At 66.0% G+C, this 24,398-nt stretch carries 24 protein-coding genes; 12 read left to right on the forward strand and 12 right to left on the reverse strand.

The genetic code is table 11. From position 1 onward, the window contains the following. From EDF57_RS22225 to EDF57_RS22235, 3 genes are all read left to right on the forward strand, one after another. Positions 1 to 439, forward strand: a 439-nt coding sequence (locus tag EDF57_RS22225; protein ID WP_243841232.1) for a hypothetical protein, incomplete at its 5' end; no start/stop codon positions are given. Continuing rightward, positions 436 to 789, forward strand: a complete 354-nt coding sequence (gene tnpB / locus EDF57_RS22230) for an IS66 family insertion sequence element accessory protein TnpB (RefSeq protein WP_134095894.1) — start codon at positions 436 to 438, stop codon at positions 787 to 789. The genes EDF57_RS22225 and tnpB, both read left to right, overlap by 4 nt. 129 nt (positions 790 to 918) lie before the next feature. Continuing rightward, complete coding sequence (locus tag EDF57_RS22235; RefSeq protein WP_134095982.1) at positions 919 to 2,505, forward strand: IS66 family transposase; 1,587 nt, start codon at positions 919 to 921, stop codon at positions 2,503 to 2,505. Positions 2,506 to 2,547: 42 nt separating this feature from the next. On the opposite strand, the gene EDF57_RS22240 is transcribed toward EDF57_RS22235, so the two are convergent. From EDF57_RS22240 to EDF57_RS25645, 3 genes are all read right to left on the reverse strand, one after another. After that, positions 2,548 to 3,312: a HEAT repeat domain-containing protein gene (locus tag EDF57_RS22240; protein ID WP_134095895.1), complete on the reverse strand. Its 765-nt coding sequence runs from the start codon at positions 3,310 to 3,312 to the stop codon at positions 2,548 to 2,550. A 669-nt stretch (positions 3,313 to 3,981) separates the two neighbouring features. Then, positions 3,982 to 5,139, reverse strand: a complete 1,158-nt coding sequence (locus tag EDF57_RS22245) for an acyltransferase (RefSeq protein ID WP_134095896.1) — start codon at positions 5,137 to 5,139, stop codon at positions 3,982 to 3,984. Positions 5,140 to 5,222: 83 nt separating this feature from the next. Continuing rightward, on the reverse strand, positions 5,223 to 5,384 hold the full coding sequence (locus EDF57_RS25645; RefSeq protein ID WP_166675361.1) for a hypothetical protein: 162 nt from the start codon (positions 5,382 to 5,384) through the stop codon (positions 5,223 to 5,225). Positions 5,385 to 5,448: 64 nt separating this feature from the next. Here EDF57_RS25645 and EDF57_RS22250 point away from each other — a divergent pair, with 64 nt between their 5' ends. From EDF57_RS22250 to EDF57_RS22260, 3 genes are all read left to right on the forward strand, one after another. After that, on the forward strand, positions 5,449 to 6,231 hold the full coding sequence (locus EDF57_RS22250) for a DeoR/GlpR family DNA-binding transcription regulator (protein ID WP_134095897.1): 783 nt from the start codon (positions 5,449 to 5,451) through the stop codon (positions 6,229 to 6,231). A 15-nt stretch (positions 6,232 to 6,246) separates the two neighbouring features. Then, a complete protein-coding gene (locus EDF57_RS22255; RefSeq protein ID WP_134095898.1) occupies positions 6,247 to 7,389 on the forward strand; it encodes an MFS transporter in 1,143 nt (380 codons plus the stop codon). Positions 7,390 to 7,460: 71 nt separating this feature from the next. Next, positions 7,461 to 8,678, forward strand: coding sequence for a BamA/TamA family outer membrane protein (locus EDF57_RS22260; RefSeq protein ID WP_134095899.1), 1,218 nt, complete (start codon positions 7,461 to 7,463; stop codon positions 8,676 to 8,678). Positions 8,679 to 8,708: 30 nt separating this feature from the next. Here the strand turns inward: EDF57_RS22260 and EDF57_RS22265 are convergent, their stop codons facing one another. Beyond that, positions 8,709 to 9,173: an outer membrane beta-barrel protein gene (locus tag EDF57_RS22265; RefSeq protein ID WP_134095900.1), complete on the reverse strand. Its 465-nt coding sequence runs from the start codon at positions 9,171 to 9,173 to the stop codon at positions 8,709 to 8,711. A 122-nt stretch (positions 9,174 to 9,295) separates the two neighbouring features. Then, complete coding sequence (locus EDF57_RS22270) at positions 9,296 to 10,378, reverse strand: Gfo/Idh/MocA family oxidoreductase (protein ID WP_134095901.1); 1,083 nt, start codon at positions 10,376 to 10,378, stop codon at positions 9,296 to 9,298. Between the two features lie 301 nt (positions 10,379 to 10,679). Between EDF57_RS22270 and EDF57_RS22275 the strand changes: the two genes are divergently transcribed. Then, entirely contained in the window at positions 10,680 to 11,489 is an 810-nt protein-coding gene (locus EDF57_RS22275) for a TIM barrel protein (protein ID WP_134095902.1), read from the forward strand. Between the two features lie 140 nt (positions 11,490 to 11,629). Next, positions 11,630 to 12,184, forward strand: a complete 555-nt coding sequence (locus tag EDF57_RS22280) for a nuclear transport factor 2 family protein (RefSeq protein WP_132268953.1) — start codon at positions 11,630 to 11,632, stop codon at positions 12,182 to 12,184. Between the two features lie 48 nt (positions 12,185 to 12,232). On the opposite strand, the gene EDF57_RS22285 is transcribed toward EDF57_RS22280, so the two are convergent. The 3 genes from EDF57_RS22285 to EDF57_RS22295 all read right to left on the reverse strand — a co-directional run bounded on the left by EDF57_RS22285 (position 12,233) and on the right by EDF57_RS22295 (position 14,881). Then, positions 12,233 to 13,099 carry an SDR family NAD(P)-dependent oxidoreductase gene (locus EDF57_RS22285; RefSeq protein WP_134095903.1) on the reverse strand — a complete coding sequence of 289 codons (867 nt, stop codon included), beginning with the start codon at positions 13,097 to 13,099 and terminating at the stop codon, positions 12,233 to 12,235. A 13-nt stretch (positions 13,100 to 13,112) separates the two neighbouring features. Next, on the reverse strand, positions 13,113 to 13,535 hold the full coding sequence (locus tag EDF57_RS22290) for a nuclear transport factor 2 family protein (RefSeq protein ID WP_166675362.1): 423 nt from the start codon (positions 13,533 to 13,535) through the stop codon (positions 13,113 to 13,115). 152 nt (positions 13,536 to 13,687) lie between these two features. Further along, complete coding sequence (locus EDF57_RS22295) at positions 13,688 to 14,881, reverse strand: sulfotransferase (protein ID WP_134095905.1); 1,194 nt, start codon at positions 14,879 to 14,881, stop codon at positions 13,688 to 13,690. 305 nt (positions 14,882 to 15,186) lie between these two features. On the opposite strand from EDF57_RS22295, the gene EDF57_RS22300 reads away from it, so the two are divergent. From EDF57_RS22300 to EDF57_RS22310, 3 genes are all read left to right on the forward strand, one after another. Continuing rightward, positions 15,187 to 16,359: a DUF1214 domain-containing protein gene (locus EDF57_RS22300; RefSeq protein ID WP_134095906.1), complete on the forward strand. Its 1,173-nt coding sequence runs from the start codon at positions 15,187 to 15,189 to the stop codon at positions 16,357 to 16,359. 45 nt (positions 16,360 to 16,404) lie between these two features. Further along, positions 16,405 to 17,580, forward strand: a complete 1,176-nt coding sequence (locus tag EDF57_RS22305) for a hypothetical protein (RefSeq protein ID WP_208324938.1) — start codon at positions 16,405 to 16,407, stop codon at positions 17,578 to 17,580. Positions 17,581 to 17,666: 86 nt separating this feature from the next. Beyond that, positions 17,667 to 18,296, forward strand: a complete 630-nt coding sequence (locus EDF57_RS22310) for a TetR family transcriptional regulator (protein WP_165921498.1) — start codon at positions 17,667 to 17,669, stop codon at positions 18,294 to 18,296. A 75-nt stretch (positions 18,297 to 18,371) separates the two neighbouring features. On the opposite strand, the gene EDF57_RS22315 is transcribed toward EDF57_RS22310, so the two are convergent. The 3 genes from EDF57_RS22315 to EDF57_RS22325 all read right to left on the reverse strand — a co-directional run bounded on the left by EDF57_RS22315 (position 18,372) and on the right by EDF57_RS22325 (position 21,339). Next, complete coding sequence (locus tag EDF57_RS22315; RefSeq protein WP_134095908.1) at positions 18,372 to 19,379, reverse strand: alcohol dehydrogenase catalytic domain-containing protein; 1,008 nt, start codon at positions 19,377 to 19,379, stop codon at positions 18,372 to 18,374. 34 nt (positions 19,380 to 19,413) lie between these two features. Beyond that, a complete protein-coding gene (locus EDF57_RS22320; protein WP_166675363.1) occupies positions 19,414 to 20,256 on the reverse strand; it encodes an SDR family oxidoreductase in 843 nt (280 codons plus the stop codon). A 186-nt stretch (positions 20,257 to 20,442) separates the two neighbouring features. Further along, on the reverse strand, positions 20,443 to 21,339 hold the full coding sequence (locus EDF57_RS22325) for an SMP-30/gluconolactonase/LRE family protein (protein WP_134095910.1): 897 nt from the start codon (positions 21,337 to 21,339) through the stop codon (positions 20,443 to 20,445). Between the two features lie 173 nt (positions 21,340 to 21,512). On the opposite strand from EDF57_RS22325, the gene EDF57_RS22330 reads away from it, so the two are divergent. After that, positions 21,513 to 22,469 carry an AraC family transcriptional regulator gene (locus EDF57_RS22330; RefSeq protein WP_243841233.1) on the forward strand — a complete coding sequence of 319 codons (957 nt, stop codon included), beginning with the start codon at positions 21,513 to 21,515 and terminating at the stop codon, positions 22,467 to 22,469. 10 nt (positions 22,470 to 22,479) lie between these two features. Here EDF57_RS22330 and EDF57_RS22335 read toward each other — a convergent pair whose 3' ends face one another. After that, positions 22,480 to 24,390, reverse strand: coding sequence for a BCCT family transporter (locus tag EDF57_RS22335; protein WP_134095911.1), 1,911 nt, complete (start codon positions 24,388 to 24,390; stop codon positions 22,480 to 22,482). Positions 24,391 to 24,398: the final 8 nt, after the last annotated feature.

Below are 24,398 nucleotides of genomic sequence, written 5' to 3' on the forward strand. Positions count from 1 at the left end.
GCATCACGCCCGACGCGCTTGTGCAGGCGAGCGTGCCGGATTATTCAACCGCAAGACTCTCGTTATGACCGAGGGACCGCCGGGGGGCAGGTCAGTCCGCCAGGTTGCTGAACGCCATGAGATTGCCGAGAGCCTGATCTATAACTGGCGGTCGGCGCGCCGCCAGGCAGCAGCCATTGCCAGTGAGGCGCTTGAGTTCATTCCCTACGGCGCGATCATACCGACGGAGCCCGCAGCTGCGCCTGAACCCCAGAAGGCGCCGCGACCTGTTTCGCCGCCGGTGCCATCAGTGTCGGAAGAACTCATCCGCCCCCATCCAGGTGCGCGCCCCGGCGCGATAGACATAGATTTGCCCAGCGGCGTTCGCCTGTCGGTGGACAGCCACGTCAACGAGAAGGCGCTGGCCCGAGTGCTGCGGGCATTCCGAGATGTCTCGTGATCTCGCTTGCGCCCGGAACGAAGGTCTATCTGGCGAGCAAGCCGGTCAGCATGCGGCTCGGTTTCGATGGGCTGGCGGCGCTGGTCCGCCCGCTATTCGCGGTCGAGCCCTACGGCGGGCATGTCTTCCTGTTTCGCAGCAAGAGCGGCAATTACCTGAAGGCGCTGCACTGGGATGGCACCGGGCTTTGCCTGTTCGCCAAGCGTTTGGAACGGAGCCGTTTCGTCTGGCCGCCGCTCATCGGAGGCGGTGTCGTGCTAACCCCGGCGCAGTTTGCGCTGCTGATCGAAGCGATGGATTGGCGGCGCACAGTGGCTCCCGATCCGCCCCGCCTGCCGGAGCAGATTTGACGCGATAATCGCCGCATTTCCGGGCTTTCTGCTTGGGCGGAAGGCCGGATTCTGCTATCGGGAAGCGTGTCTCCCGACGATCTCGAACTCCCTACCGATCCCGCAGAACTGCGCGCTTTTGCCGAGGCGATGCGTGCACGTCTGGCCGTTTCGGAGCAGGCGCTGGAAGCCGAACGGGCGGCCCATGACGCGACCCGCGAGAAGCTTCAGACTGCTCAAAACTCGATCAGGCTGACGGCGCTGCAGATCGAGAAGTTCAAGGTCCAGCTGGCCCGCCTCCGGCGCATGAAGTTCGGTCAGTCATCGGAACGCCTTGCCCTTCAGGCCGACCAGCTCGAGTTGACGCTGGAGGATCTCGAGGCCGAGCATGCCCATGCCGAGTGTGTGATCGAGGGCCATGCGCCCGAAGATTCTCCGACTAAGGCTGCCCCTCGCAAGCCTCGCCGTGCACCACTGCCCGATCACCTTCCTCGCGATGAGGTTATGCACGCAGCGCCGGATGCCGATGGCTGCTCCGCCTGTGGGAGCACGATGGGCAAGCTTGGCGAGGACGTCACCGAAGTGCTGGAGTATGTCCCCAGTCGCTTCCGCGTCGTCCGCCATGTCCGCCCCAAGCTGTCCTGCAACCGCTGCGATGTAATCAGCCAGGCACCGGCGCCAGCGCTTCCCGTGCCGCGTGGCCGTGCTGGTCCCGGCCTTCTGGCCCACGTCATCGTTTCCAAGTTTGCCGATCATCTGCCGCTGTACCGCCAATCTCAGATCTACGCCCGCGAAGGCGTGGAGATCAGCCGTTCGACGATGGCGGACTGGCTTGGTCAGGCAAGCTGGCTGCTGCAGCCGCTGGTCGATCAGATCGCCGATCACGTCATGGCCAGCGTGAAGCTCCACGCCGACGATACACCCGTTCCCGTGCTGGCGCCGGGGACCGGGAAGACGGCAACTGGGCGACTATGGGTTTACCTTCGCGATAACCGACGATGGAGCCACTTGGATAAGCCGGCTGCGCTGTTCCGCTACAGCCCCGATCGTAAGGGTGAGCGACCACGCGAGCATCTCAAGACCTTTGCAGGCTTCCTGCAGGCGGATGCCTATGCCGGTTTCGAGCGCCTCTACGCGAGTGACCGCCAGCCCGCGCCGATCACACCCGTTGCGTGTTGGGCTCATGCGCGGCGGAAGCTGAACGATGTCTACAAGACAGATCCAAACTCGGCGGCGCTCGAAGGGCTGCTGTTGATCGGCGAGTTGTACGACGTCGAGCGGCAGATCGTGCGTGAGCCTGCGGATTTCCGTCGCAAGGCTCGGAAGCTCTCGAAGCTCAAGGCACTGGATTTCTTCGCCTGGGCTGACGAGGTGCTGTCCAGGGCGTCGGCCCGGTCACCGCTCGCTGAAGCGCTGCGTTATGCTGTGAAGCTGAAGCCGCAATTGCTGGCTTACACCGACGACGGAAGGTTGGAGATCGACAACAATCCTGCAGAGAACGCCCTGCGGGGTATCTGCCTCGGCCGTAAAAATTGGCTTTTTGCAGGTGCCGACTGTGGTGGTGAACGTGCCGCAGCCATGTATTCCCTGCTTGAGACCGCCAAGCTTCACGGCGTCAATCCGCAGGAATGGCTAGCCGATGTGCTCGACCGTATTGGCAAGGGGCATCCGATCAACCGGATCGACGATTTGCTGCCATGGAACTGGTCCACCGTGCAGACACAAGTGAGCAATTAGTGGCACGCGGACAGTTTGCTTCTCAGGGACGGAAGTGACCGCTTAACCCCAGCGCTGAAGCCTTTGGAGCGCACCGAGCAGAGCGCTGGTCGGCATTTGGTCATCAAGCTCTAGCCCTAAGAGCTTCGTCGCGGACTGACGCGCAAAGACGTCATCAGGATCGTCATGAAGCATCGTTTTCAAAAATCCGAGCGCGCGCCTGTCTCGCCGACGACCGAGGCCGATGATTGCTTCGTAACGCACGTCGGCATCGGCATCCGAGAGCCGAGTGGCAAGGGCTTCTTTAATCTCACTACTGTCGGCATCGCTTTGTTGGCCGAGGCCGAACGTCGCCCAATTACGGACCTCCGCATCCCGATCGTTCATCAAGAAAAGCAGAGTTTCGTTTGCCTCGACTGAATCGACAGCCCCAAGCGCGCAGGCAGCGGCATATCGTATGCTGTCATCGGAATGTGTTGCAAAACGTATGATGTAAGGAGCCGCTCGGTCGCGGTCGATGTGCTGCAGGGCGAATATGGCAGAGAACACAACCTCATCGGCGGCATCGTCGAGGAGCGGCAGTACCGCGGCAAAGGACTCTTCGGGGAAAGTCCGGGCAGGCAACCCTATCTGGCCAAGAATATCGGCCGCCCGGGCGCGCGTAGCGGCTTCGGCGGTCTTGGTTAGAGCGCAGGCCTTGTCGAGAACCTCTTTGGAACCGCGCCAATGCAAGGCCGCGACAGCATCCCACGCATTATCGTCGTCGCATTGAAGGGCGGCCGCAAAGAGTGCGGGTACTAACCTCGGATCAAATTCTGCGTTGCCCATAGCGATAGTATAGTTCGGTTATCGGCACTTACGCCAGCGTTCGGGCATTTCCACCTCGGCGCGTTTATGCTGCCGACGGTTTGGGGCGGACGCTTACCAACAGCCCAGGCAAGCGCGCTCGTATGCGCGCGCCTTGGCGCCGCTCGCGCGACAGTAGAACCCGAGCAGGAGCACGCCGCAGGGACGGCACCTCGCGTGCAACTGGCTCTACGCCCACGCGCTCGGCGACCGGACCTGGTCATCATCTCCAGAAGATAGCCCCGCACTGCGCCCGAGCTTCCTCGGAGCCCCGGATCGCATCGACTCCGTCGAAGGCTTTGCCAATACGTGCGATCATGCTGCCATGACTGACGAACAGTCGGTTGATACCGCAGAAGGTGAAAGCGGACTTAGGCGCTGGCCCCTAATCCGTCGGTCGCACGCTCCGAGGAAGGCGGCATGAAGGCGTAGATCTATGATTCCGAGGCCGCCGGCAAAGAGACTTTCAACATTGCCGAACCCTGCTGGGGCTGCACACATGACTCAGGGTTGTTCGAGAGCAGCGAAGCGGCACATAGTTGATGCTCCAGCTACACTTCCCTGGTTTCGCTTCGGTCTGACGAAGACCGGATGGCCTCTTCAGTTCATCATACTCACGCCAGGTTCCATGGAGGGCGTCCTTTGCAGCGGTCAACTCCGCCGGAGCCACACGCGCCGCAGCCGGCGGCGGATGGGTTCGTCCCAGAACTTGTACGCGGCCCAGGCCACCGCCAGCAGCAACGGAACCAGTGCCAGGCCGATGACGGTCATGCGCGCATCGGACGGCTTGTCGTTGGCGACGTAGTTCATCCAAACATAGAGGAACGGGAAGTGCGTGATGTAGAGCGGGTAGGAGATGCGCCCGCTGGCCTTGCAGAGGCCCATCATGCCTCGGCCTGCTTCCGAATGGCTGCCGGCGTGAACGATTGCCGGAAACAGCAGCACGACGCAGAGCGCTTCGAACAGGCCGTTCATGGAAATGCCGGCCACGGGTGCCAGCGTGGGGGCCGCGGTAATGGCGGTCATGAGCGCCGTCAGCGGCAGCCAGCCCAGCCGGATCGATGGAAGGCTGGCTCTGACCCGGTAAAGCCAGAGGCCCGTGACGAACGGGAAGCACAGCCGCACCGGCGCCATCCAGAACGAAGGCCATGCCGATCCCTGGTCGATGCTGCCCAGCATGGTCGTGCAGACCACCAGCAGCGCGCCGCTGAGCACGGCCAGAATCCCCAGCGAACGCGTTCCCATGTGGCGCAGCGCGAAGGCATAGGCGATGTTGCCGATGTATTCCTGAAACAGACTCCAGCACGGGCCGTTGAAAGGATGGGTGTCCCCCCAGCGATTGGGCAGCGAGGGTGACGGCAGCAGCAGCAGCCCCAACGACAGGGCGAGCAGCAGCTCTCGCACCGGAACGTTCTGCGCGGCGCCCGCGAAGGGATCGACCAGATAGCTGACGAGGCCAAGCGCGGTGCCGAGTATGACCAGCGGGTGCAGGCGGATCAGCCGCAGGGTCATGAACTGGCGGGCCGTCATCTGTCCCCAGCGATCGTCGTAGGCATAGCCGATCACGAAGCCGGAGAGCATGAAGAAGAAATCGACGGCGAGGATGGCGTGGTGCAGGATGATGCGCGCGCCCTCCCATGCAACGGTGATACCCTGGATATGGAACAGGACCACCAGGATCGCCGCGGTGCCGCGCAATCCGTCCAGAACTTCGAAATGCGCCTTGCCGGTGGCTGTGCGGTCGAGCCTGGGTGCGTTTTGCGCCTCATGCCGGGCTTCCGGTGTTGCCGTAAGCCGTGGCCTTGCCAATCGATCCAACTTGTCCGCTCCGCAGTCACTTTTCTTGTTGCGGCCGGACTGGGTGATTTACCGTTAAATCACAAGAGCCTTTTTCAGAACGATCCGCGATCCGCGCGCGGCTGGGCATGATGCGCCAAGCTACTGGAATGGCCGGCATTCGGGCCGCCGATCGAGAAATGCAAACGGCCATAGCGCTCTTTATGCGGGTCTTCGCGGTCCTGCGGGCAGAGGCAGGCTGGCGAATCGATCTGCACGTTGTTGCATGATTGATTCTCGTTTGTGCTGGTTTTGCGCCAGCCGATCCTGTAGGCGTCGCTTATGACGAAAGAGATTCCTTCCGCCCGGCGCGAACTGATCGCGTCCCGGCTTCTGGCCGGGGAAGCTGTCAGCAGTACGGCGCTTGCCAGCGAATTCGCGGTTTCCGAAGATGCGGTGCGGCGCGATCTGCGGGCGCTGGCGGCGCAAGGCACATGTCGGCGGGTCTATGGCGGCGCCGTGCCCATAGGCGCGGGCAGCACCCCAATCGCAGCGCGTTTGAGTGAGGACTCGGAAGAGAAGCGCGCTCTGGCCAGGGCGGCGATGACGCTCATATCGCCGGGAAGCTTCGTTTTCATCGACAATGGCAGCACGAATGTGCTGGCCGCGGAGTTCCTGCCGGACGATGCCGAACTTTCGGTCGCGACCAATTCCGTTCATGCGGCGGCAAGGCTGGCGACGCGCCAGGACGTGCCCTTCGTCCTGCTCGGCGGCGGCGTGGACCTGGCGATCGGCGGCTGCGTCGACGGCACGGCCATCGAAGCCTTGTCGCGTCTGAACATCGATCTCTGCCTGCTTGGGGCCTGCGCGGTCTCTGCGGAGCGGGGCGCCAGCGCGTTCGACGCGGCCGATGCGGCGTTCAAGCGCGCGCTCGTCGGGCGGAGCCGGTGCACGGTCGTGCTTGTTTCGAACGACAAGCTGACCGCGACGGCGCCGTTCACGGTTGCCGATCTGGACAGCATCGACCACATCGTACTCTCCCACGACGCCCCCTCCTCCCAGGTTGCCGAGCTTGAGCGGGCCGGTGCAAAAATCCTGCGCGCTGCGGCACCGCAGGCGAACTAACGGAAATCACCGATCATGACACACGATGCCGGCTCCCGGTTCGCGACCCGTGCCGCCTTTCTCGTGGCCGGCTTCGGCCTTGCCTGCTGGGCCCCGCTCGTCCCGCTGGCGAAGGCGCGCCTTGGCGTGAGCGATGGCACGTTGGGGCTGCTGCTCCTGTGCCTGGGACTGGGTTCGGTCGCCGCCATGCAACTTGCCGGCCCGCTGACCTCGCGCATGGGCGCTCGTCCGGCGGTGATCGTCGGCGGAGTGGGGCAGGCGGTGCTGCTGCCTTTCCTGGCCTATGCGCCCGGCGTCGGATCGATGGCGCTGGCCTTGCTGCTGTTCGGGGGCTTTCTTGGCGTGATCGAAGTGGGCATGAACGTGCACGCGGTGGAAGTCGAGAAGCGCGCCGATCGTCCGCTCATGTCGGGTTTCCACGGACTCTTCAGTGTGGGCGGCTTTGTCGGCGCATCGATGATGACGCTTGCGCTTTCGGCCGGACTGGCGGCCGTGACCGGCGCGATCGTCGCCGCGGCGCTCATGATCGCGGCGCTGATCCTGGCGGCGCCTCGATTCATCGCGACGCCCCGCGCGCAGGAGGCACCGCTCCTTGTGGTGCCGCGCGGCATCGTCGTCCTGCTTTCTCTGCTGGCCGCGCTCACTTTCCTGACCGAGGGCGCGATCCTCGATTGGGGCGCGCTCCTGCTGAGCGGCAAGGGGCTGATGCCGGCAGCGCAGGCGGGGATCGGCTATAGTGTCTTTGCCGTGGCGATGACGTTCGGCCGCCTGACCGGCGATGCCGTGGTGGCGCGGCTCGGCGATCGGCGCACCATGTTCTGGGGCGGACTGCTCGCCATTGCCGGCTATGGCGTGCTGCTGACAGCGCCGGTCGCGCCGCTTGCTTTCGCGGGCTTCCTGCTGATCGGTCTTGGTGCATCGAACACGGTGCCGGTGCTGTTCCGACTGGCCGGAGCGCAGAAGGCGATGCCGTCGGGCCTGGCCATCGCCTCGGTCACGACGGTGGGCTATGCCGGTATCCTGGTCGGCCCGGCCGCCGTAGGCTTCGTGGCGCAAGGCATCGGACTGCCGAACGCCTTCTGGATCCTTGCAGCGATGCTGCTGCTGGTGCCGCTCTGCGCCGGCCTTGCCACTGGCCGGGCTTCGCGCGGGTCCTGATCGGGCGGCCCTGAACTCGGGGTAAGTGCCCATTCCGGCGACCCGGGAATATAGCCATTCTCGAAAGCGAAATGGCCCCGCCTGCTTCCTTGTCCGGCTCACCCGGCGGCGCGTCCTGCGGTAGCCGGGAGCCGTGGGGGCGGCTCTGGATGACGGCGCTGCTCCTGCCCCTTGGGCTCACTCTTGTGACCGGGACCGCCAGCGCCGCCGGTCCGAACGACCAGATGGACGAGATCGACGAGCAGGCGACCGCGGTGGCCGAGGCTGCCAGGGCCGGCACCGGGAAGAAAGGGGACAAGGACGTGCTGGCCGTGCCCTTGCCCATCACCAGCCCGGTGCTGGGCGTCGGCCTCGTCGTGGCCGGCGTGGTGTTCTACAATCCGAACGGCGCGCCTTCGCCCTGGATCAGCGGCGCCGCGGCGATGAAGACCAACAACGACAACTGGCTGCTGGGCGGCTTCCACAGCATGTCGCTGGCAGACGACCGCTTTCGCTTCACCGCCGCCGTCGGTGCCGGCAAGCTCGTCACGGACTACTACGGAACCGGCGACGCTGCCGGAGACCGGGACGTTGCCGCCCAACTGGACGAGAAGACCGTCGCGCTGCGGCTGCAGCCCCAGATGCGGGTGCTGCCCGGGCTCTATGCCGGCGTTCGCGCCCTGGCCATGCATGTGAAAGTGAACCCGCGGGATGCGGACCCGGCCTTTCCGGATCTGGCCATTCCCCAGGACCAGCGCAACAGTACCCTCGTCCAGCTCGGCCCTGCCGTGACATACGACCGGCGCGACGACAGCCTGAACCCGCGGCAAGGCGCATTCCTGCATGCCGAGTGGCTCTGGGGGATCAAGGCGCTGGGCAGCGATTACAAGGGCGGGAAATTCACGGCGGGCGCCAGCGTCTACGTTCCCTCGGGCACCAGGACGGTTTGGGCGTTCCATGCCGGTCTCTGCGATGCCGCGGGCGATCTGCCTTACTTCGACTTGTGCCTCTATGGGCAGAAGAACGATCTCAGGGGGTACAAGGCCGGGCGCTACCGCGACGGCATGAGCTGGGCACTTCAGGCGGAATGGCGGCGGCACTTGTTCGGCCGCGTGGGCATGGTGGCATTCGGCGGGATCGGCGGGATCGCCCCCAGTCTTGCGCAGCTTGGCAGGACCGATTTCCTGCCGGCCGGGGGCGTCGGGCTGCGGTTTCAGCCTTCGCGGGCCACCAACATCAACCTCCGGCTCGACCTTGCGGTGGGGAAGGATTCGCAGGCCGTCTATCTCGGGATTGCCGAGGCCTTCTAGCGCCTGGCCCGCGATGTCCGCCAGATGGCGTCAGAACATCACGCCGAGACCCAGGATCCCCACGTTGGCGTTCGGTTCCCCGTTGCCCACGAAGAGGTGCTTGAATTCCACTTTGGCATAGAGCTTTTCGGTCAGGTTCTGCTCCCAGCCGGTTCCGAGCCCGACGGCATTGCCGCAGTCCCGGCAATCCTTGGACTGCCAGTTCAGGCCCACGAAGACTTTGCTTTGCGGCAGGACTTCCGCTCCGGCGCGGCCGCCGATACCCCAGGCGACGCGGGTGCCGCCCGTCAGCAGCTTCTCGGCCGTGCCTTCGACGCCGACGAAGAAGGTCTCGTTCAGATCGACATCGTAGCCCAGGGCCACGCCGGTGATGGCATCGGTTTCCTCGTCGTTCCAGTTCACGCCGCCCGTGACTTCGACATAGGCCTCATCGGCCCATGCGGGCGTGCCGGCGAGCATCAGGAGGAGAGCGAAAGGAACTGCTGCGCTGCGCATGTTTCGGGACCGTCCATAGGAATGGCGGCCCCAACCCTAGCAGCCCTGTTTCGCGAACGATCTCGGGGTTTCCACCGCTATCCGGGCGGACGATGCCCCACCCCGCCTAACCGCGCGCGTGGTCACGCCAGCGTTTGCAAGGCGCCGCCTTGCGCTGCGGAGGCGCGTATGGCGTCCATGATCCGCATGCATTCCAGGCCGTCTCGGAATGTCGGCACCGCCACGGCGCCCGCCTGGGCCTGTCCGGTGATCCGCGCTTTCAGCGCCTCGGCGAGACGGGTGAAAGGCGCCAGTTCGAACGGCGGGGCGTGACCGGAGGCGGCCGGATCGGACGGGGCGGGATCGGACGGGGCCGGAGCCTGCGGGAGCGCCAGTTCGGGGGGCGCCTCAAGCTGGCGGGTGCCGGTGCTGTCGGCCAGGAACACCTTGCCGCCATCGATCCAGACGGTGCCTTTCGACCCCGCGCAACGGCAGAGGCTCGCCGGTTGGCCCCAGGCGCCCGCCGATTGCTGCATCGAACCTTCGACACCGCTCTTCGTCACGAAGCGCACCGAATAGGAATCCTCGGCCACGTCCTTTCGGTCGGACACGGTCAGGAGGTTCGCGCTCAGCGCATGGATGTCGCCCAGCCAGGCGCGGACCTGGTCGATCAGATGGGAGCCCCCGGCGCCCAGCCAGCCGCCACCGGCCTCCGCGTCGAACCACCAGCGCGGGAGCCGGGCGGCAGGATCCGCGCAAAACGGAATGAACTGGTCCATGACCAGGAAGCGCGGCTCGCCGATCAGGCCGTCCCGGATGGCCTGGCCGAACAGCGCCCGCTCGGGCAGCCAGCGGAATTCGTGCGAGACCATGTGCACGATCTGCCGCTCGTCCGCGGCGTCCAGAAGGGCGGCGCCTTCGACCGCATTCAAGGCGAAGGGCTTTTCGCAAAGGACATGGCATCCGCGGGCGATGGCCCGGTGGGCCAGGCTTGCATGCGTGTCAGGCGTGGTGGCGATCGTCACCACTTCCGCGCCGGTGGCGGTGATCGCTTCGTCGAGATCGGTGAACCTGGCGGGAACCCCGCTGTCGGCGGCCTTGCGGGCGAGCCTTTCCTCGTTCCGCCCGACCAGCGCGGCTACCTCGAACCCAGCGGCGCGCAAGGCCGGAACATGAATGCGGCAGCCGAAACCGGTGCCGACGACGATGGCTGGGATGGTCTTCATGCACGATTCTCCGCGGAGCGGGCCGGCTCCGTAGTCTTGACGCCAGCGGCGCATTTCCGCCGCCGATTGTTCACAAGAAAGTGCGCACTGTCGATGCCGGGCAGGCCGGATCCACCGCGCTCGCGGCGCTATTCGCCGGTGCGATGTCTCCCTTGCCGCGGTCAGGGCGCTTTACCTCGGCCTGTTTCACCGCCACCCCGGAAGGCCGCCAAGGCAGTCGGCGCTCTCTTGGAGCGGCGCCTGCCTTTCACCTCCGCAGCGGTGCCGGGCGGTCCGCTGCGCACGCTCGATCGGGACCAGGATGCGGCCGGTAAGTCTTGAATTCGTCAGCACCTTCGGCCTGCCGCCCGTAGAGTCCGTGCAACTGGCGGCGCGGCTCGGCTATCAGCATGTCAGCACCGTGCTGGAACCGTTCCGCGAAAGTCTGGAGGGCCACCCGCATTTCTCGCTGCGCAGCGACGCGGCGCTGCGGCGGGACCTGCTGGCAGCGATGACCGACACCGGCGTCACGATCGCCTCCGGGGAAGGCATCGCCGTGCTGCCCGGCCGCGATGTTCGGGATCTCTACGCCGGGGACCTCGAAATCATGGCCGAACTGGGCATTCCCAGGATCAATGTGGTGAGCCTCGATGCCGACCTTGTGCGGACATTCGACCAGCTTGGCCGGTTGAGCGAAATGGCCGGTTCCTTCGCCATCGAGACCCTGATCGAATTCGTTCCCATCTTCCCGATCCGCGACGTGGAGACGGCGATGTGCGCGATCCGCCATGTCGGCCGCAGGGATTGCCGGCTCACGTTCGACATGATGCATTTCTTCCGCACCGGCGGGCGAACGCAGGACATTGCTGCAATCGACCCGCAGGCGATCGGCTATATCCAGCTATGCGATGCGCCCTTCACGCCGGTCATCGCGGACTACATGGAAGAAGCCGTGTGCGAGCGGGCCGTGCCCGGGGAAGGCGAATTCCCCCTGGCAGAGGCGCTCGCACAGCTTCCCACGGACCGGGTGGTGGGGATCGAGGTGCCGCAACGATCGGCAGGCGCTGCCGGGGTCTCCCTCGATGCCAGAATGGCGCACTGCCTGGCGGCGGCACGCCGGCTTCTTGCATGAGGAGCGGCCGGGAAATCCTTCAACGCCCAAGCGATGGTTGCACGCCGGGGCTGCACCTGGGCCGATGTCCGGCGGGCGGAAATTGACCCTGCGCGCGCCGCTGCGCTAAACATCCGTTCAACAGTGGAAAGGTGCCGGCAATGGATCTGGAAAGCGAAGTCGCGGCCCTCAGGCGCAGCGTGCAGCACATCAGGGACCGGCAGGAGATCCTCGATGTCATCGTCCGGGAATCGCGGGGGCGGGACCGCCACGACGAGGCGCTGACGGCAAGTTGCTACTGGCCCGAGGGTGCGGACGAACACGGCCCCGTGCCGCTGCCCGCAACGGAATATCCCGCGAAGGCCAATCGCGGGCATGCCGCGATGTTCGCGATGAACCAGCACAACCTGGCCAACCATTCCTGCGAGATCGACGGCGACACCGCCTATTGCGAGACTTACGTCATCGGCACCCTGCTTTCGCACGACGGCCTGACCTGCACGATGGCGGCGGGTCGCTACATGGATCAGATGGAGCGGCGGGACGGCGAGTGGCGGATCCTGTGGCGTCGCTCGACGGTGGAGGCCGCGATGCAGGGCGATGCCTCGTGGTTGCAGACACCGGCCGTGAAGGGCTTCCTCAAGGGACGGCGCGACCGGGACGATCTTTCCTACGACCGCCCGGTCGCAGTGGGCGCGGCGGGTACGCGCTGGTGAGGGGCGCATTGGTGGAGGGGGCTGGGCAGGTTGCCCTCCTGCCGGAAATCAGCGGATAATCAGGGGGTGGTGGCGGTGCGGCGCCACCTTGTGGGTATCGCGGTATGACGGCGGCTGGCGGCCGCCCTCGTCGGTCAGCCCGTATCGCACGGCCATTTCCGCCCCGATCACGGTTTCGCCGTTGAGCGCGGCCAATTCGGGATCGTTGTAGAGCGCCCAGATCACATGGCCGGTAAATTCCGGCGTTTCGATCTGGCCGCGAAGATAGCCGTACTTTTCCGGATCGGCGGCGATCATGGCCAGCAATCGGTCGGTCGCCAAAGCCCCCATCCAGATCGACAGGGCCGCGACGCGGGTACCGGCCGCCTTGAAGTCCACCGCCATGTCGAAGGCCATCTTGTCGATCCCGGCCTTGTGCGCGCCATAGGCAGGCCCCATCGCGTAATGCGCGGCGCCCGAGGCCGAGGTGAAGACGATCAGCCCATGGTCCTTCGCGGCCATGCCCGGCGCCGCCAGCCAGCTCGCCACGTAGCTGCTGCGTATCCCGACATCGATCATGTCGGCAAGTTTGCGCGGCTTTTCCCAGAACTGCCCGGGCATGGACAGCTCGTCATAGACGGCGGCGGCATTGTTGACGAGAATGTCGATCCGGCCTTCGTTCGCCAGGACCTGATCGAACAGCGCTTCCACCTGGGTGTCGTCGCCATGATCGCAGCGCACGGCGATGCCCTTGCCCCCGGCGCGCGTCACCGCCTCGGCGGTTTCGTAGATGGTGCCGGGCAGGGCATGATCGCCCTGCCGTTCCGACCGGCCGGTGACGTAGACGGTGCATCCGTGGCTGCCCAGCGCAATGGCAATCCCGCGTCCGGCACCCCTGCTGGCGCCGGTGACGATGGCGATGGTCCGCTCTGTCATGTGCCGTTCTCCCTCAGGCCGCGCGACCGGCCAGCGAGGCTGGCTGCCCGATGGGGGTATAGGCGCGGTAGGCAAAGCGCCATTCGCCGCCCTCCCGCACAAGGCGGTCGGTATAGAGGCCGGTCATCGTCATGCCGCTTCCGGATTTCAGCGCGATGGTCTCCAGCACGGTGGAGAGCACGCTGGCGCCGTCCTGCGTGAAGGCGATCGGGCCGATCTCGTTGAAAGGCGTGACGCTGCGGAAATCGGTCCAGGTCGCGGTCCACATTTGCTCCAGCGCGGCATGGCCGGCAACTTCGAACTGGGGCGTTTTCCAGGTGGCGTCCGCGGACCAGCAGTCCAGCCAGTCGGCGCCGTCCTGGCGGACGACGGCCATGGCATAGCGCCCGTAGACTTCGCGGATGAGCAGCCGGTCTTCGATCCTGCTATCGGACATGTCCTGCGTTCTCCCGTTCCCGCCCCGGCCTGCGCGGTGTCCGCCGATTTGCGAGCGGCCGGCGCGGCTTGTCAATGCGGGCATCCCAGAGCGCGCAGGGGCGATGCCAGAGGCCGGGACCGGACCCTTTCAGGCGGCGGCTGGCGGCGCCGTCAGCGGGCCTTCTCCAGGAGATCGTAGCGCTGGATATAGTCGCGGAACGGTTCGCGGGCCTGGTCCGCGGTCATGCCGAAATCGGCGATGTCATACTTGTGCGTCCCGCGCGCGAGTTCGGGTTTTTCCGCAATCCGCTTCGCCAGCCCCGGCCGGAGGGTTTCGGGAATGTCCATGTCGATGAAGGCGTAGATGCGTTCGAGGACGGCCATCGGATCGGCATGGAAGTCGGCATGGACGACATCGAGGACCTGCCCGGGAAAGCGGCTGCGAACCCGCTGGGCCTTCTCGACCGCCTCGGACCACTTGGCCACTTCCCGGATCAGCATGTTTTCCGACCGCTCCTGCCGGCGGCCTTCCTCGAAGAGCGGGTGAAGGTTCGCCATGAGCGACACGAGCGAGGGGATCGCCTTGCCGGGATCGCGGTGCGTCTGGATGATCTTCGCATCGGGGAACACCGCAAGCAGCAGGTCGAGGTTCTCGATATGCCCCGGGTTCTTGAGCAGCCACCGGCGATGGGGCTCGTTGCTGCCGATCAGCTGCACGCAGGCGCGGAAGTAATCGTAGGAGGCCGCTTCGGACTGGCTTCGCCACCAGGCGTCGTAAGTCTGCGCGGAGGGCCCGGCGCAGGCCAGGATGTTCGAGGTGAAGCCGTGCCACAGGATCATGCAGCATTCGTGGACTTCCTCGGCCGCGCGGAAATGGGCGGCCTGGTGATCGGGCGCGGCGGCGTGCTGGGCATCGATGCCGGCCATGGTCTTGCGGAACTGCGGATAGTCGGCCCAGGTCTCGATCGGCGGGCGGGGCATCGGGGAATCGATCAGCCAGGTCTGAAGCCCCTGAAAGCGGGGATCCACGGCCATCAGGCGGTGCAGCGCCGTAGTTCCGGTGCGCGGAACGCCGGTGATGACGACCGGGCTCACCACCGGATGGCGGTCGAAACCGGGATGCTGTTTCATCGCGCGATAGGCATGTGCCCGGCCGCGCAGGATGGCCACGATCTGGCCCCAGGCCGCGCGCCGTCCCTGTTCGTGAAAGCGGGGGTCGTAGTCCATGGCATGAAGGTAGGCATTCAGCCCGGGGCGATAATCGTCCGGGCCGAAGTCGCTGCTGCTGATCTCCGCGGCGACGAGTTCGTGCAGGGCATCGCCGGCATGGCGGAATGCGCTGGGGGGGTCGTACGTCAGGTCCATTCGAAATCATCCTCGCCCGCGGCCGTTCTTGCGCGAGGCACCATGTTCGATCGGCGATTCAAGACAGTCAAGACTATCTAGCTTGGCCGGGCCGATATCCTGCCTGCGATGTGGCGGGGCTGCTCCCGCCAGAAGGCTTGCGGCGCCGTACTATGACAGTGCATGCTGTCCTCGGCGCGATGCCCGGCCCGACGCGGTGCCGGGACGGCCGTACTCGACGGGACCGGACAACCGGACGCTTTCAGCAGAAATCCATGCCGCGAAAACCCCCGGGTGGGCGCGGAGGGAATGGGTGAGGATATCGTATGGGTCCTTCAACAGAACCGCTCGCCAGCTACCTGGCCCCTCTCGAAGAAGCGGCCGCGGAGCTGGCGAACACCTGGCACCCGGAAGACCCGGCCTATCGGGCGGAAGTCTGCCGGCAGGCGCTGATGAACCTGTCCTACGGCTATTTCGTCCATTTCAACGCCGATGCCGAGCATCCGGACTGGAGCCCGCTCTACAACCCGGTGTTCCTGTGCCAGCCCAATCCCGACGACATCTACCTCTTCAGCCCGCTGCGCGATGACCTGACCTACCGCGTCAGCGGCGACAGGGGCACCGTGAGCAAGCTGATCTTCGTCACCCAGCGCGGGATTCCCGGCACGCTCGAAACGGTGGGTGAATATGGCGCGGCCAGCAGTTTCGACGATTCGGACTTCACCGTCGGCCCCGACGGGCGGATCGATATCGTGTTCAGCGCCGTGCGGCCCGAGGGATACGAGGGCGACTGGTCGCAGCTCAAGAGCGGGGCCGACTGCATCTTCGTACGCTATCGCATGATCGACTGGAACTGCGAGGTCGATCCGCAGCTTACCATCGAATGTCTGGACGAAGTGCCGATGAAGCCGCGTCTCTCGCCCGAAGCGATCGCCGCGCGCCTGGGGCGTCAGGCCGCGGTTCCCCGCAACCAGAACCGGCTGTTCTACACGATGCAGAACGAGATCCTGGAGGCGGTCGGCCAGAACAGGATCCATCCGGTGCGGCTGCCTGGCCTCGACAAGCAGCTCTACTGGCCCGCGGTGTTCTCTTTCGAGGAGGACGAGGCGCTGATCGTCGAGACCGAGATGCCGGCGGTCGCGCGCTACTGGAACATCCAGCTCAACGACCCTTTGTTCAACGCGGTCGAATATGTCTACCGGCAGAGCAGCCTCAATGGATCGACCGCGATCATCGACGGTGACGGCAGGCTTCGCATCGTCATCGCGCTGACCGATCCCGGCGTGCACAACTGGCTGGACCCTGCGGGCTATACCGAGGGAACGCTTTACGGGCGCTGGTACGATTGCTCCAGCCTGCCGATCCCCACCATCACGACCGTCAAGCTGGCCGACCTGAAGGCGCACCTGCCGCCCGGCACGGCCACGGTTTCGCCCGTCGAGAGGGAGCAGGCCCTGCGCAGCCGCGTGCGCGCCGCCCAGCGCCGGCGCCGCTGGTAAGGCCCTTCCGCCCCCGAGACCGACCATTCCGACTGGAGACGCATTGTGGCCACCAAGACAACCTCGATCCTGGATTACCTGGGCGATCTCGAACAGGCGGTGGACAATCTGGCGATGAGCTGGCGGCCCGAAGACCCGGCCTATCGCGCCGATGTCTACCGCCAGACGATGACCAGCCTGTCCTATGCCTATTTCATGTATTTCCACGCCGATGCCGAGCATCCCGACTGGGCGCCGCTGTGGAACCCGGTCTTCACGCTTCAGCCCAACCCGGACGATATCTATGTGCAGAGCCCGATCCGGGGGGACCTGCGCTACCGGGTCTCGGGCAATCGCGGGACCTGCCGCATCCTCTCGTTCACCACGCAGAAGGCGCTTTCGGGCACTGTCGACGAGATGCCCCGGCCCAATGGCCATAACGAGGTGGACTGCGACGATCTGGGCATCGGACTGGGCGAGGACTTCGAGATCCTGTTCAGCGCCGTGCGGCCGGAAGGCCATGCCGGGCACTGGGCGCCGATCGATCCGGAGGCGCGGGGCATGTACTTGCGCTACCGGATGTATGACTGGGAGGACGAGACCGATCCGCAGCTCTCGATCGAATGTCTGGACCCGGTTCCGCCCAAGCCCCGGCTCTCGCCCGAGGATATCCTGGCGCGGATCGGCGAGATGGCGCGCTTCCCGGCGCGCAAGACGAACCTCTACTACCCCATGCAGAACGGCGTGAAGGACCGCGTGGGCTTCAACGTCTTCGAGCCGGTCCGCATGCCCGGCGCGCTGGTCAAGCAGGTCTACTGGCCGGCCTGCTTCCAGCTCGCGGAAGACGAGGCGCTGATCATCGAGACCGAGATTCCCGACCGGGCGCCTTACTGGAACATCCAGCTCAACGACCCGCTCTTCAATGCGCTGGAATATGTCTACCGGCTGTCCAGCACGAATGGCGCCATGGCCAGGCTCTCGTCGGACGGACGGTTTCGGGCGGTGATCGCGCTGACCGACCCCGGCGTGCCCAACTGGCTGGACCCGGCCGGCTACACCGAAGGCGGCATCTATGGCCGCTGGTACGATTGCAGCGCGGAGCCGACGCCGACGATCCGGCGCGTCAAGCTGGCAGAGCTGCGCGATCACCTTCCCGAAGACACGCCCCATGTCACCCCCGCCGAGCGGCGCGAAGAGATCGCCCGGCGCGTGCGGGCCTGCCAGCGCCGCCGGCGCTGGTAATACCGCGCTTTGGCGCCAGGAGTGGCCAAAGCCGTGGCGGCGCTATAGGACGGCCGCAAGTGAGGCGGTGTTTGGCGGAGCAGAGTTTGGGCAGGCAGAACGACAGGCCGCGGCAAAGGCGCGCTCCCGCACAAGTTCGGGAGGAAATTCTCCGCGCCGCGGAAGCGGAGTATTCGCGCTATGGTTTCTCGGGCGCCACCACGGCGGCCATCGCGGCGCGCGCCAATACGACCGAGACGCAGATCTTTCGCTACTTCAGCTCCAAGGCCGAGTTGTTCCGCGAAGCGATCCAGCGCCCGTTGGACAGCCACCTCCAGAACTTCATGTCGAACGTCTCCGCCGCCAGCGGCGATGCACCGCTGGAAGCGCAGGCCAAGACCTATATCGCCGAGTTGCAGGACTTCATCGCCGAGCACCAGCGCATGTTCCTCTCGCTCATCATGGCGGAAACCGGGAAGAGCGGCGAAGTGCAGGGCATGGCCGCGGTCGATGCCCTGCACGACTATTTCGCGCGCGGCGCCGAAGTGGTGCGCGGCCGTACCGGGGGCACGGACAAGCTGCCGCCCGAACTGATGGTCCGCATCAGCTTCGCCTCGCTGCTGGGCTGCGTGCTGTTCAAGGACTGGCTCTATCCCGAAGGCATGGCCGACGACGACACCCTGCGCGCGGCGACCACGCGCTTCGTGATGGACGGGATCTACGCGGACCCCGCGTAGCCCTGGGCGTCGATGGGGGTGGGATGCGGACCGGATCGGGTCCGGTCCCACGCTATTCTGTCTCACGCCATCCTGTCACGTCATCGTGACGTGGACCTTGGTTTCCTCGTTCGGGCCGCGCAGCATCGCCATCGTCTCGGGCAGGGCCGTCAGCGGCACGGTGCTGGTGACGATCGCCTTGGGGTCGACGTGGCCCTTGTCCATCTGGTCGGCGATGTAGAGGAATTCCTTCATCGAATAGCCGACCAGGAACTGCACGTTCACGCACTTGTAGGAGGCGAGGGCGGGTATCACCGGGTCGGGCGAGGTGCAGAAGCCCAGCGAGACGACCCGGCCGAACGGCCCGGCATGCAGGATCGCCTTGCCGAGCATCCCTTCCGCGCCCACGCATTCGAACACGACGTCCGGCACGCCGCCGAGCGCTTCCCTCACTTCGCCCATTTCGTCGCTTCCATAGGGAATGAAGCGGTCGGCGCCCATCTGCAGCGCCAGGTCGGCGCGGCGGGCGGAACGGGACATGACGACGATCCTGCCCGCGCCAAGACGCCGCGCCCAGTAGATCGCGTAAAGCGCCACGGTGCCGCCGCCCAGCACCACGACCTTGTCGCCGGGCTGGATCCGTGCGTGCTTCACACCGTAGAGGCTGATCGCCATCGGTTCGATCAGGGCGCCGTCGGTGAGCGTGAGGACGGACGGTAGCCGGGTGGCCACGGCAGCCGGCACCCGCGCCAGTTCGGCAAAGCCATGCATCGCGCTGCCGGGCGAGGCCTGGCACAGCACGTTGTTCTGATGCGCGCAGCCCGGGCACTCCCCGCAGGCGACCGAGGGCAGCACGGCGATGCGGTCTCCGATCGCCAGGGTGGAGACGCCCGCGCCGAGCGCGACGACTTCGCCGGCATATTCATGGCCGAACTGCGAACCCGCGCCGAAATCCCAGCCGGTGCCCTTGGTCATCGACAGGTCCGTGCCGCAGATGCCGCAGCGGCTGACCCTGATCAGCACTTCGCCGGGCGCGGGCTCCGGGTCGGGCAATGTCTCGATGACGACAGGCTGGCCCTGCCCGGGATAGATGGCCGCTTTCACGAATGCGTCTCCATGGTTGTCACCGCGATCGCGTTCAGGCGACCTCGCCTTTCATGAAGGCGGGGTTGATGGCGCCGGTGAACACGCCGCTGGCGAAGCCCTGGTCGGTGTAGAGGAAGCTGCCGGTAACCGCGCCGTTGAGCGGACTGTTGAGCAGGACCAGCGGCCAGGCCTGATCTTCCGCCGTGGCCATGCGCCCCAGCGAGGGATAGGGCCAGGCGTCGAGAAAGCCTTCCGGCAGCAGCTTTTCCTGCTCGTCCATGAAGGCGGTGCGGGTGGGACAGGGGCCGATCGCATTGAAGCGGATGCGCCGGGCATTGCCGTATTCGACCGCCTTGTTGGCGACCCAGACCACCAGCATCTCCTTCGAGCTGGTATAGCCGTCGCGGACGCGGGCATCGGGATCGGCCTCGCACCAGGCATAGGCTTCGTCCGGGTCGGAGATCGCCAGCATCTCCAGCGACTGGGCGAGGTTGCCCTGCCAGCCCATCGCCGCATCGGAAGAGATCAGCGCGATCCCGCCGCCGTCGCGGACCGAGGGCAGCAGTTCTTCCACGAACAGACGCGTGCCTATGTAGTTGACCCGCATGCAATACATCGGCCCCTTGATGTGCGGCGGCAGGCCGGCGCAGGGGAACACGAAGTCTATCGGCGCTTCTGCCGCCAGCGCGGCGGCGGCGGCGCGGACCTGGTCGAAGTCGGAGAGATCGCACTGCCGGAAGCTGAGGTGCGGCACTTTGGGCGCCTGGATGTCGACGATGTGCACCTTGGCGCCGAGTTCGCCGAGGATGCGCGCGACTTGCTCGCCCATGCCGGACGACCCGCCGGCGACCACGACTGTCCTGTCCCGATATCCCAGCCCGTCGAGGTTCTGCATGCTCAATCCCTTCGCCATGGTCCGATCGCGCTGCTGGAGCCGGACTCGCCTTGTGTCGTGACCTATCACCCCGGCGCGCCGTGCAGAAGGTGGATAGCGCGCACTATCCTGTTTCGCAGCTTCCCAAGGGCACTGAAACCGCTGCGGCGATGCCCGCCGACAGCCGCGGCGCCCCGCCCGAAACGCTCAGTCCAGCCTGAAGCGCGGCAGGTCCAGCTTGAGACCCGGCGTGCCTGAACGACCGCGATAGAGGAAGGAGTTCCGGGCGGTGATCTCGCCCCCTTCCTTCAGGGTATCGCCGCCATCGACGGGCACGGAATTGACGTAGACGTCGCGCATGTCGGCGCCGCCGAAGCGCACCTGGGTGATGGCGCCGCCCGGAGTGGGACAGTCCGCCAGCCGGGTACCGTCCGGCGCGAGGCGGGTGAGGGCATTCGAGCGGAAGCCCGTGATCCAGAGGTTGTGATCGGCGTCGAGGGCCATGCCGTCGGCATCCTCCTTGTCGAGGATCATGCGCCGGTTGGACGCGGTGAGGTCGTCCGCCACGTCGAAGGCCCAGGTGCCCCGGAACGTGTCGTTGCAGTAGAGGCGCCGGCGTCCGGCATCGAACATCAGGCCATTGGTGAAGCCGATGTCCCCGGCGACCTGGATGACTTCGCCGGAAGCGGTCATGCGATGGATCGCCGTCGGCCGGGCAGGTTCGCCCTTGATGACGCTGGCGATGTCGAGCGTGCCGAAGAACAGCCCGCCTCGGCCGTCCGGCGCCATCTCGTTGATGCCGTTGATCGGCTGGCCGTCGATTTCGCGCAGCAGCCAGCCAGATCGCCCGGATTCGGGGTCGTTCCACATGATGCCGCCCTCGCCGGTGGAGAGCACTGCGCCATCGGCGTTCATCGTCACGCCGCCGGTCCACCGCCGATCGGGGTTGAAGGACGCGACCCGGGTGCCGTCGGGCTTCACGCCGTGGATGCCGCCGGCAATGACGTCGCTGTACCAAACGATGTCGCGCAGATGGTCGATCGCGAGGCCCTCGATGTAGGTCCCCGCCGCTATCCTGTCGAACGCCTCGATTGCCGCCTGCATCGATTGCCTCCTCCCGCCGGCCGTTTCATCGGCGCTGTCTTCCCGCCGGGCAGGATGTTGGCCGCGCCATATCCTGTCAAGGCGGAGGCGAGCCGGCGGCGACCAAGCGGATCAGCGCGCTGGGGCATGGCGGGGAGGCCTGGGGGCACTTGCCCGAATCCCGCCGCCGATCCATGCCGAAGCGCAAGATCGGTCGAGCAGGTGTCCGCGATCCGTGGCTAACGGAGAGCGTCACGGAGGAAGGAACGATGAAGGCGGCGCTCGATACCTACCATGCCCGGATGCTGCGGGCGCTGGACCATATCGACCGGCACCTCGACAAGGCGCTGGACCTCGAAACGGTGAGCGGCGTGGCCGCCTTTTCGAAGTTCCACTTCCATCGGCAGTTCACGGCCATGTTCGGGATCTCCGTCCATCGCTATGTCCAGCTGGCCCGCATGAAGCGGGCCTCGCACCGGCTGGCCTATCGCGAGGGGCAGAGCGTGACCGACATAGCACTGGATGCCGGTTACGAGGCGCCGGACGCTTTCGCCCGCGCGTTTCGGCAGAGGTTCGGGCAACCGCCGTCCTCGTTCCGCAAGAGCCCCGATTGGGCGCCGTGGCTTTCGGCCTTCGAGCCTCTCGACACAGCCAGGAGCAAGTTCATGCACAGGACATTCACGCAGGAAGACGTCGTTATCCGCGAGGTGCCGAAGCAGTTGGTGGCGATCATGGAGCACCGGGGCGACCCGGCCGGGTTGGGAGGCACCATCCAGCGCTTCATCGCCTGGCGCCGCCGCGCCGGTCTGCATCCCTCCAAAAGCCCGACATTCAATATCTGGCGGTCGGAGCGCCGCCCCGCCGCCCCGGCCGATTATGGTATCGACCTTTGCGCGGGCATCGAGGGGCCGGTCGCGGCCGATGGCGAGGCGGTGCGGATCGGCGAGATCCCCGGCGGCCGCTGCGCGGTGCTGCGGCAGGTCGGCCAGACGGATAACCTGGAGCCGGCGGCGCTCTTTCTCTATCGCGACTGGCTTCCCGGCAGCGGCGAGGAAGTCCGCGACTTCCCGCTCTATTGCCAGCGCCTGCGCTTCTTCCCGGAAGTGCCGGAGCACGAAGCGGTGGCAGAGCTGTTCCTGCCGCTGAAATAGCGCGCACGGTTCAGGCGGCAGGCCGCCATCGTTCGAGCTGGGTCAGCACGTCGTTCACGATCTGCTGTTCGGTAAGGCCGGTAAGGTCGCGGTGGCGCTCGGTGGCGACCTGCCCCGTCATCATCCAGGTCAGGCTGCGGCGGCCTTCCGAGGCTTCCAGCGCGGTATAGGCGGGCAGGGGGCGCGACCGGGTGCCCAGGCTGTAGACGAACCGGCTCTCCGGCCCGAACGTGATGGTGAGCGCGGCCTGCCCCTCGCCCTCGGTGACATGGCTGTCGGCCCAGCCTTCCGCCAGCATCGCTTCGCAGACGGATCGCAGCGCGGGGGCGCCGCGCTCCGCCAGTTGCCGGACGATCTGCGCCTTGCTGGAAGGCACGAAAAGGCGTTTGAGCCTTTCGCTGACGGTCGCGGGCTCGTCGTCGGAAATGGTGATGCCGGCAAGGTCGGCGCTGGTCTGGCGGACCAGCCCGAAGGCGAGCAGGATCATCACGAAGCAGAACGGCAGCGCGGCCAGCAGGGTAGCGGTCTGCAAGGCGCCCAGCCCGCCGGCGATGAGCAGCGCAGTGGCCGTGGCGCCCAGCAGCAGGCACCAGTACATCCGCTGCCAGCGCGGCGTATCCTCTTCGCCGCCCGATGCCAGGGTGTCGATCACCAGAGCGCCGGAATCGGCCGACGTGATGAAGAACACCGCCACCAGCACGATCGACAGGGTGGAGGTGAAGCCGGAGCCGGGAAGATACTCCAGGAACTTGAACAGGGCGGTGGAGAGGTTCTCCTGCACGGCATGCGCGATCTGGCCGCCGGCAGTGCCGAGGTCGAGCGCGATGGCGGAGTTGCCGAACACGGTCATCCACAGGAAGGTGAAGGCGGTGGGCACGAAGAGCACGCCGATCACGAATTCGCGGATCGTGCGCCCGCGCGAGATACGCGCGATGAACATGCCCACGAATGGCGACCAGGCGATCCACCAGGCCCAGTAGAACAGCGTCCAGTCCGCCATCCAGGCCCGCGGCTCATAGGCATAGAGCTTGAAGCTGCGTTCGAAGAAATGGTCGAGATAGAGCCCGAAGTTCTGCACCAGCGCGCGCAGCAGGAACAGCGTCGGCCCTTCCGCCAGCACGAAGAGCATGAGCAGCACGGCCAGCGCCAGGTTCAGTTCGGAAAGCCGCCGCACCCCGCGGTCCGCGCCGCTGAGCACGGATAGCGTCGCAGCGCCCATGACCAGGACGATCACGCCCACTTTCATCGTCGTGTTGTCGGGCAGGCCGTAGTTGTAGGCGAGGCCGGCGGTCATCTGCGAAACGCCGAAGCCGAGCGAGGTGGAGACGCCGAACACCGTGCCGCAGACCGCGAAGATGTCTATGGCATCGCCGATCGGTCCGCGGATGCGCTTGCCCAGGATCGGGTAGAGGCCGGATCGCAGCGTCAGCGGCAGGCCCTTGCGATAGGTGAAATAGGCAAGGCTCAGGCCCACCAGCGCGTAGATCGCCCAGGCATGGACGCCGTAGTGATGGAACGTGATGGCCATCGCCTCGCGCGCGGCGTCGATGGTGCCGGGCTGTGCTTCGGGCGGGGCGCTGTAATGCTGGATCGGCTCGGCCACTGCGAAATACATCAGCCCGATGCCCATGCCGGCCGCGAAGAGCATAGCCAGCCACGATACGTAGGGGAAATCGGGCTCGGCATCTTCCGGGCCGAGCTTCAACCGGCCGGCCGGGCCGAAGCCGAGCGCCAGCACCACGACCAGGAAACCGACGACCGCGGCGATGTAGAGCCATCCGAACGTGTCGATCGCCCAGCTTTGCGCGGCCTTGAAGACCAGGTCGGAGGCGCCGGGGGCGACCAGGGCGGCGGAGAGCATGGCCAGGATGACAGCGGAGGCACCCCAGAATACCCGCCGGTTCATTCGGCTTTCGATCATGGTTGCCC

The organism is Novosphingobium sp. PhB55, assembly GCF_004368805.1.
Classification (GTDB): domain Bacteria; phylum Pseudomonadota; class Alphaproteobacteria; order Sphingomonadales; family Sphingomonadaceae; genus Novosphingobium.

Bases quoted from the DNA above. Each gene is read 5' to 3' on its own strand.
- EDF57_RS22235 (WP_134095982.1), top strand. From the start codon at position 919: ATGCGTGCACGTCTGGCCGTTTCGGAGCAGGCGCTGGAAGCCGAACGG.
- EDF57_RS22250 (WP_134095897.1), top strand. From the start codon at position 5,449: ATGACGAAAGAGATTCCTTCCGCCCGGCGCGAACTGATCGCGTCCCGG.
- EDF57_RS22255 (WP_134095898.1), top strand. From the start codon at position 6,247: ATGACACACGATGCCGGCTCCCGGTTCGCGACCCGTGCCGCCTTTCTC.
- EDF57_RS22300 (WP_134095906.1), top strand. From the start codon at position 15,187: ATGGGTCCTTCAACAGAACCGCTCGCCAGCTACCTGGCCCCTCTCGAA.
- EDF57_RS22285 (WP_134095903.1), bottom strand. From the start codon at position 13,099: ATGACAGAGCGGACCATCGCCATCGTCACCGGCGCCAGCAGGGGTGCC.
- EDF57_RS22265 (WP_134095900.1), bottom strand. From the start codon at position 9,173: ATGCGCAGCGCAGCAGTTCCTTTCGCTCTCCTCCTGATGCTCGCCGGC.
- EDF57_RS22295 (WP_134095905.1), bottom strand. From the start codon at position 14,881: ATGGACCTGACGTACGACCCCCCCAGCGCATTCCGCCATGCCGGCGAT.
- EDF57_RS22280 (WP_132268953.1), top strand. From the start codon at position 11,630: ATGGATCTGGAAAGCGAAGTCGCGGCCCTCAGGCGCAGCGTGCAGCAC.
- EDF57_RS22240 (WP_134095895.1), bottom strand. From the start codon at position 3,312: ATGGGCAACGCAGAATTTGATCCGAGGTTAGTACCCGCACTCTTTGCG.
- EDF57_RS22270 (WP_134095901.1), bottom strand. From the start codon at position 10,378: ATGAAGACCATCCCAGCCATCGTCGTCGGCACCGGTTTCGGCTGCCGC.
- EDF57_RS22260 (WP_134095899.1), top strand. From the start codon at position 7,461: ATGGCCCCGCCTGCTTCCTTGTCCGGCTCACCCGGCGGCGCGTCCTGC.
- EDF57_RS22325 (WP_134095910.1), bottom strand. From the start codon at position 21,339: ATGCAGGCGGCAATCGAGGCGTTCGACAGGATAGCGGCGGGGACCTAC.
- EDF57_RS22290 (WP_166675362.1), bottom strand. From the start codon at position 13,535: ATGTCCGATAGCAGGATCGAAGACCGGCTGCTCATCCGCGAAGTCTAC.
- EDF57_RS22320 (WP_166675363.1), bottom strand. From the start codon at position 20,256: ATGCAGAACCTCGACGGGCTGGGATATCGGGACAGGACAGTCGTGGTC.
- EDF57_RS22335 (WP_134095911.1), bottom strand. From the start codon at position 24,390: ATGATCGAAAGCCGAATGAACCGGCGGGTATTCTGGGGTGCCTCCGCT.
- EDF57_RS22275 (WP_134095902.1), top strand. From the start codon at position 10,680: ATGCGGCCGGTAAGTCTTGAATTCGTCAGCACCTTCGGCCTGCCGCCC.
- EDF57_RS22330 (WP_243841233.1), top strand. From the start codon at position 21,513: ATGCCGAAGCGCAAGATCGGTCGAGCAGGTGTCCGCGATCCGTGGCTA.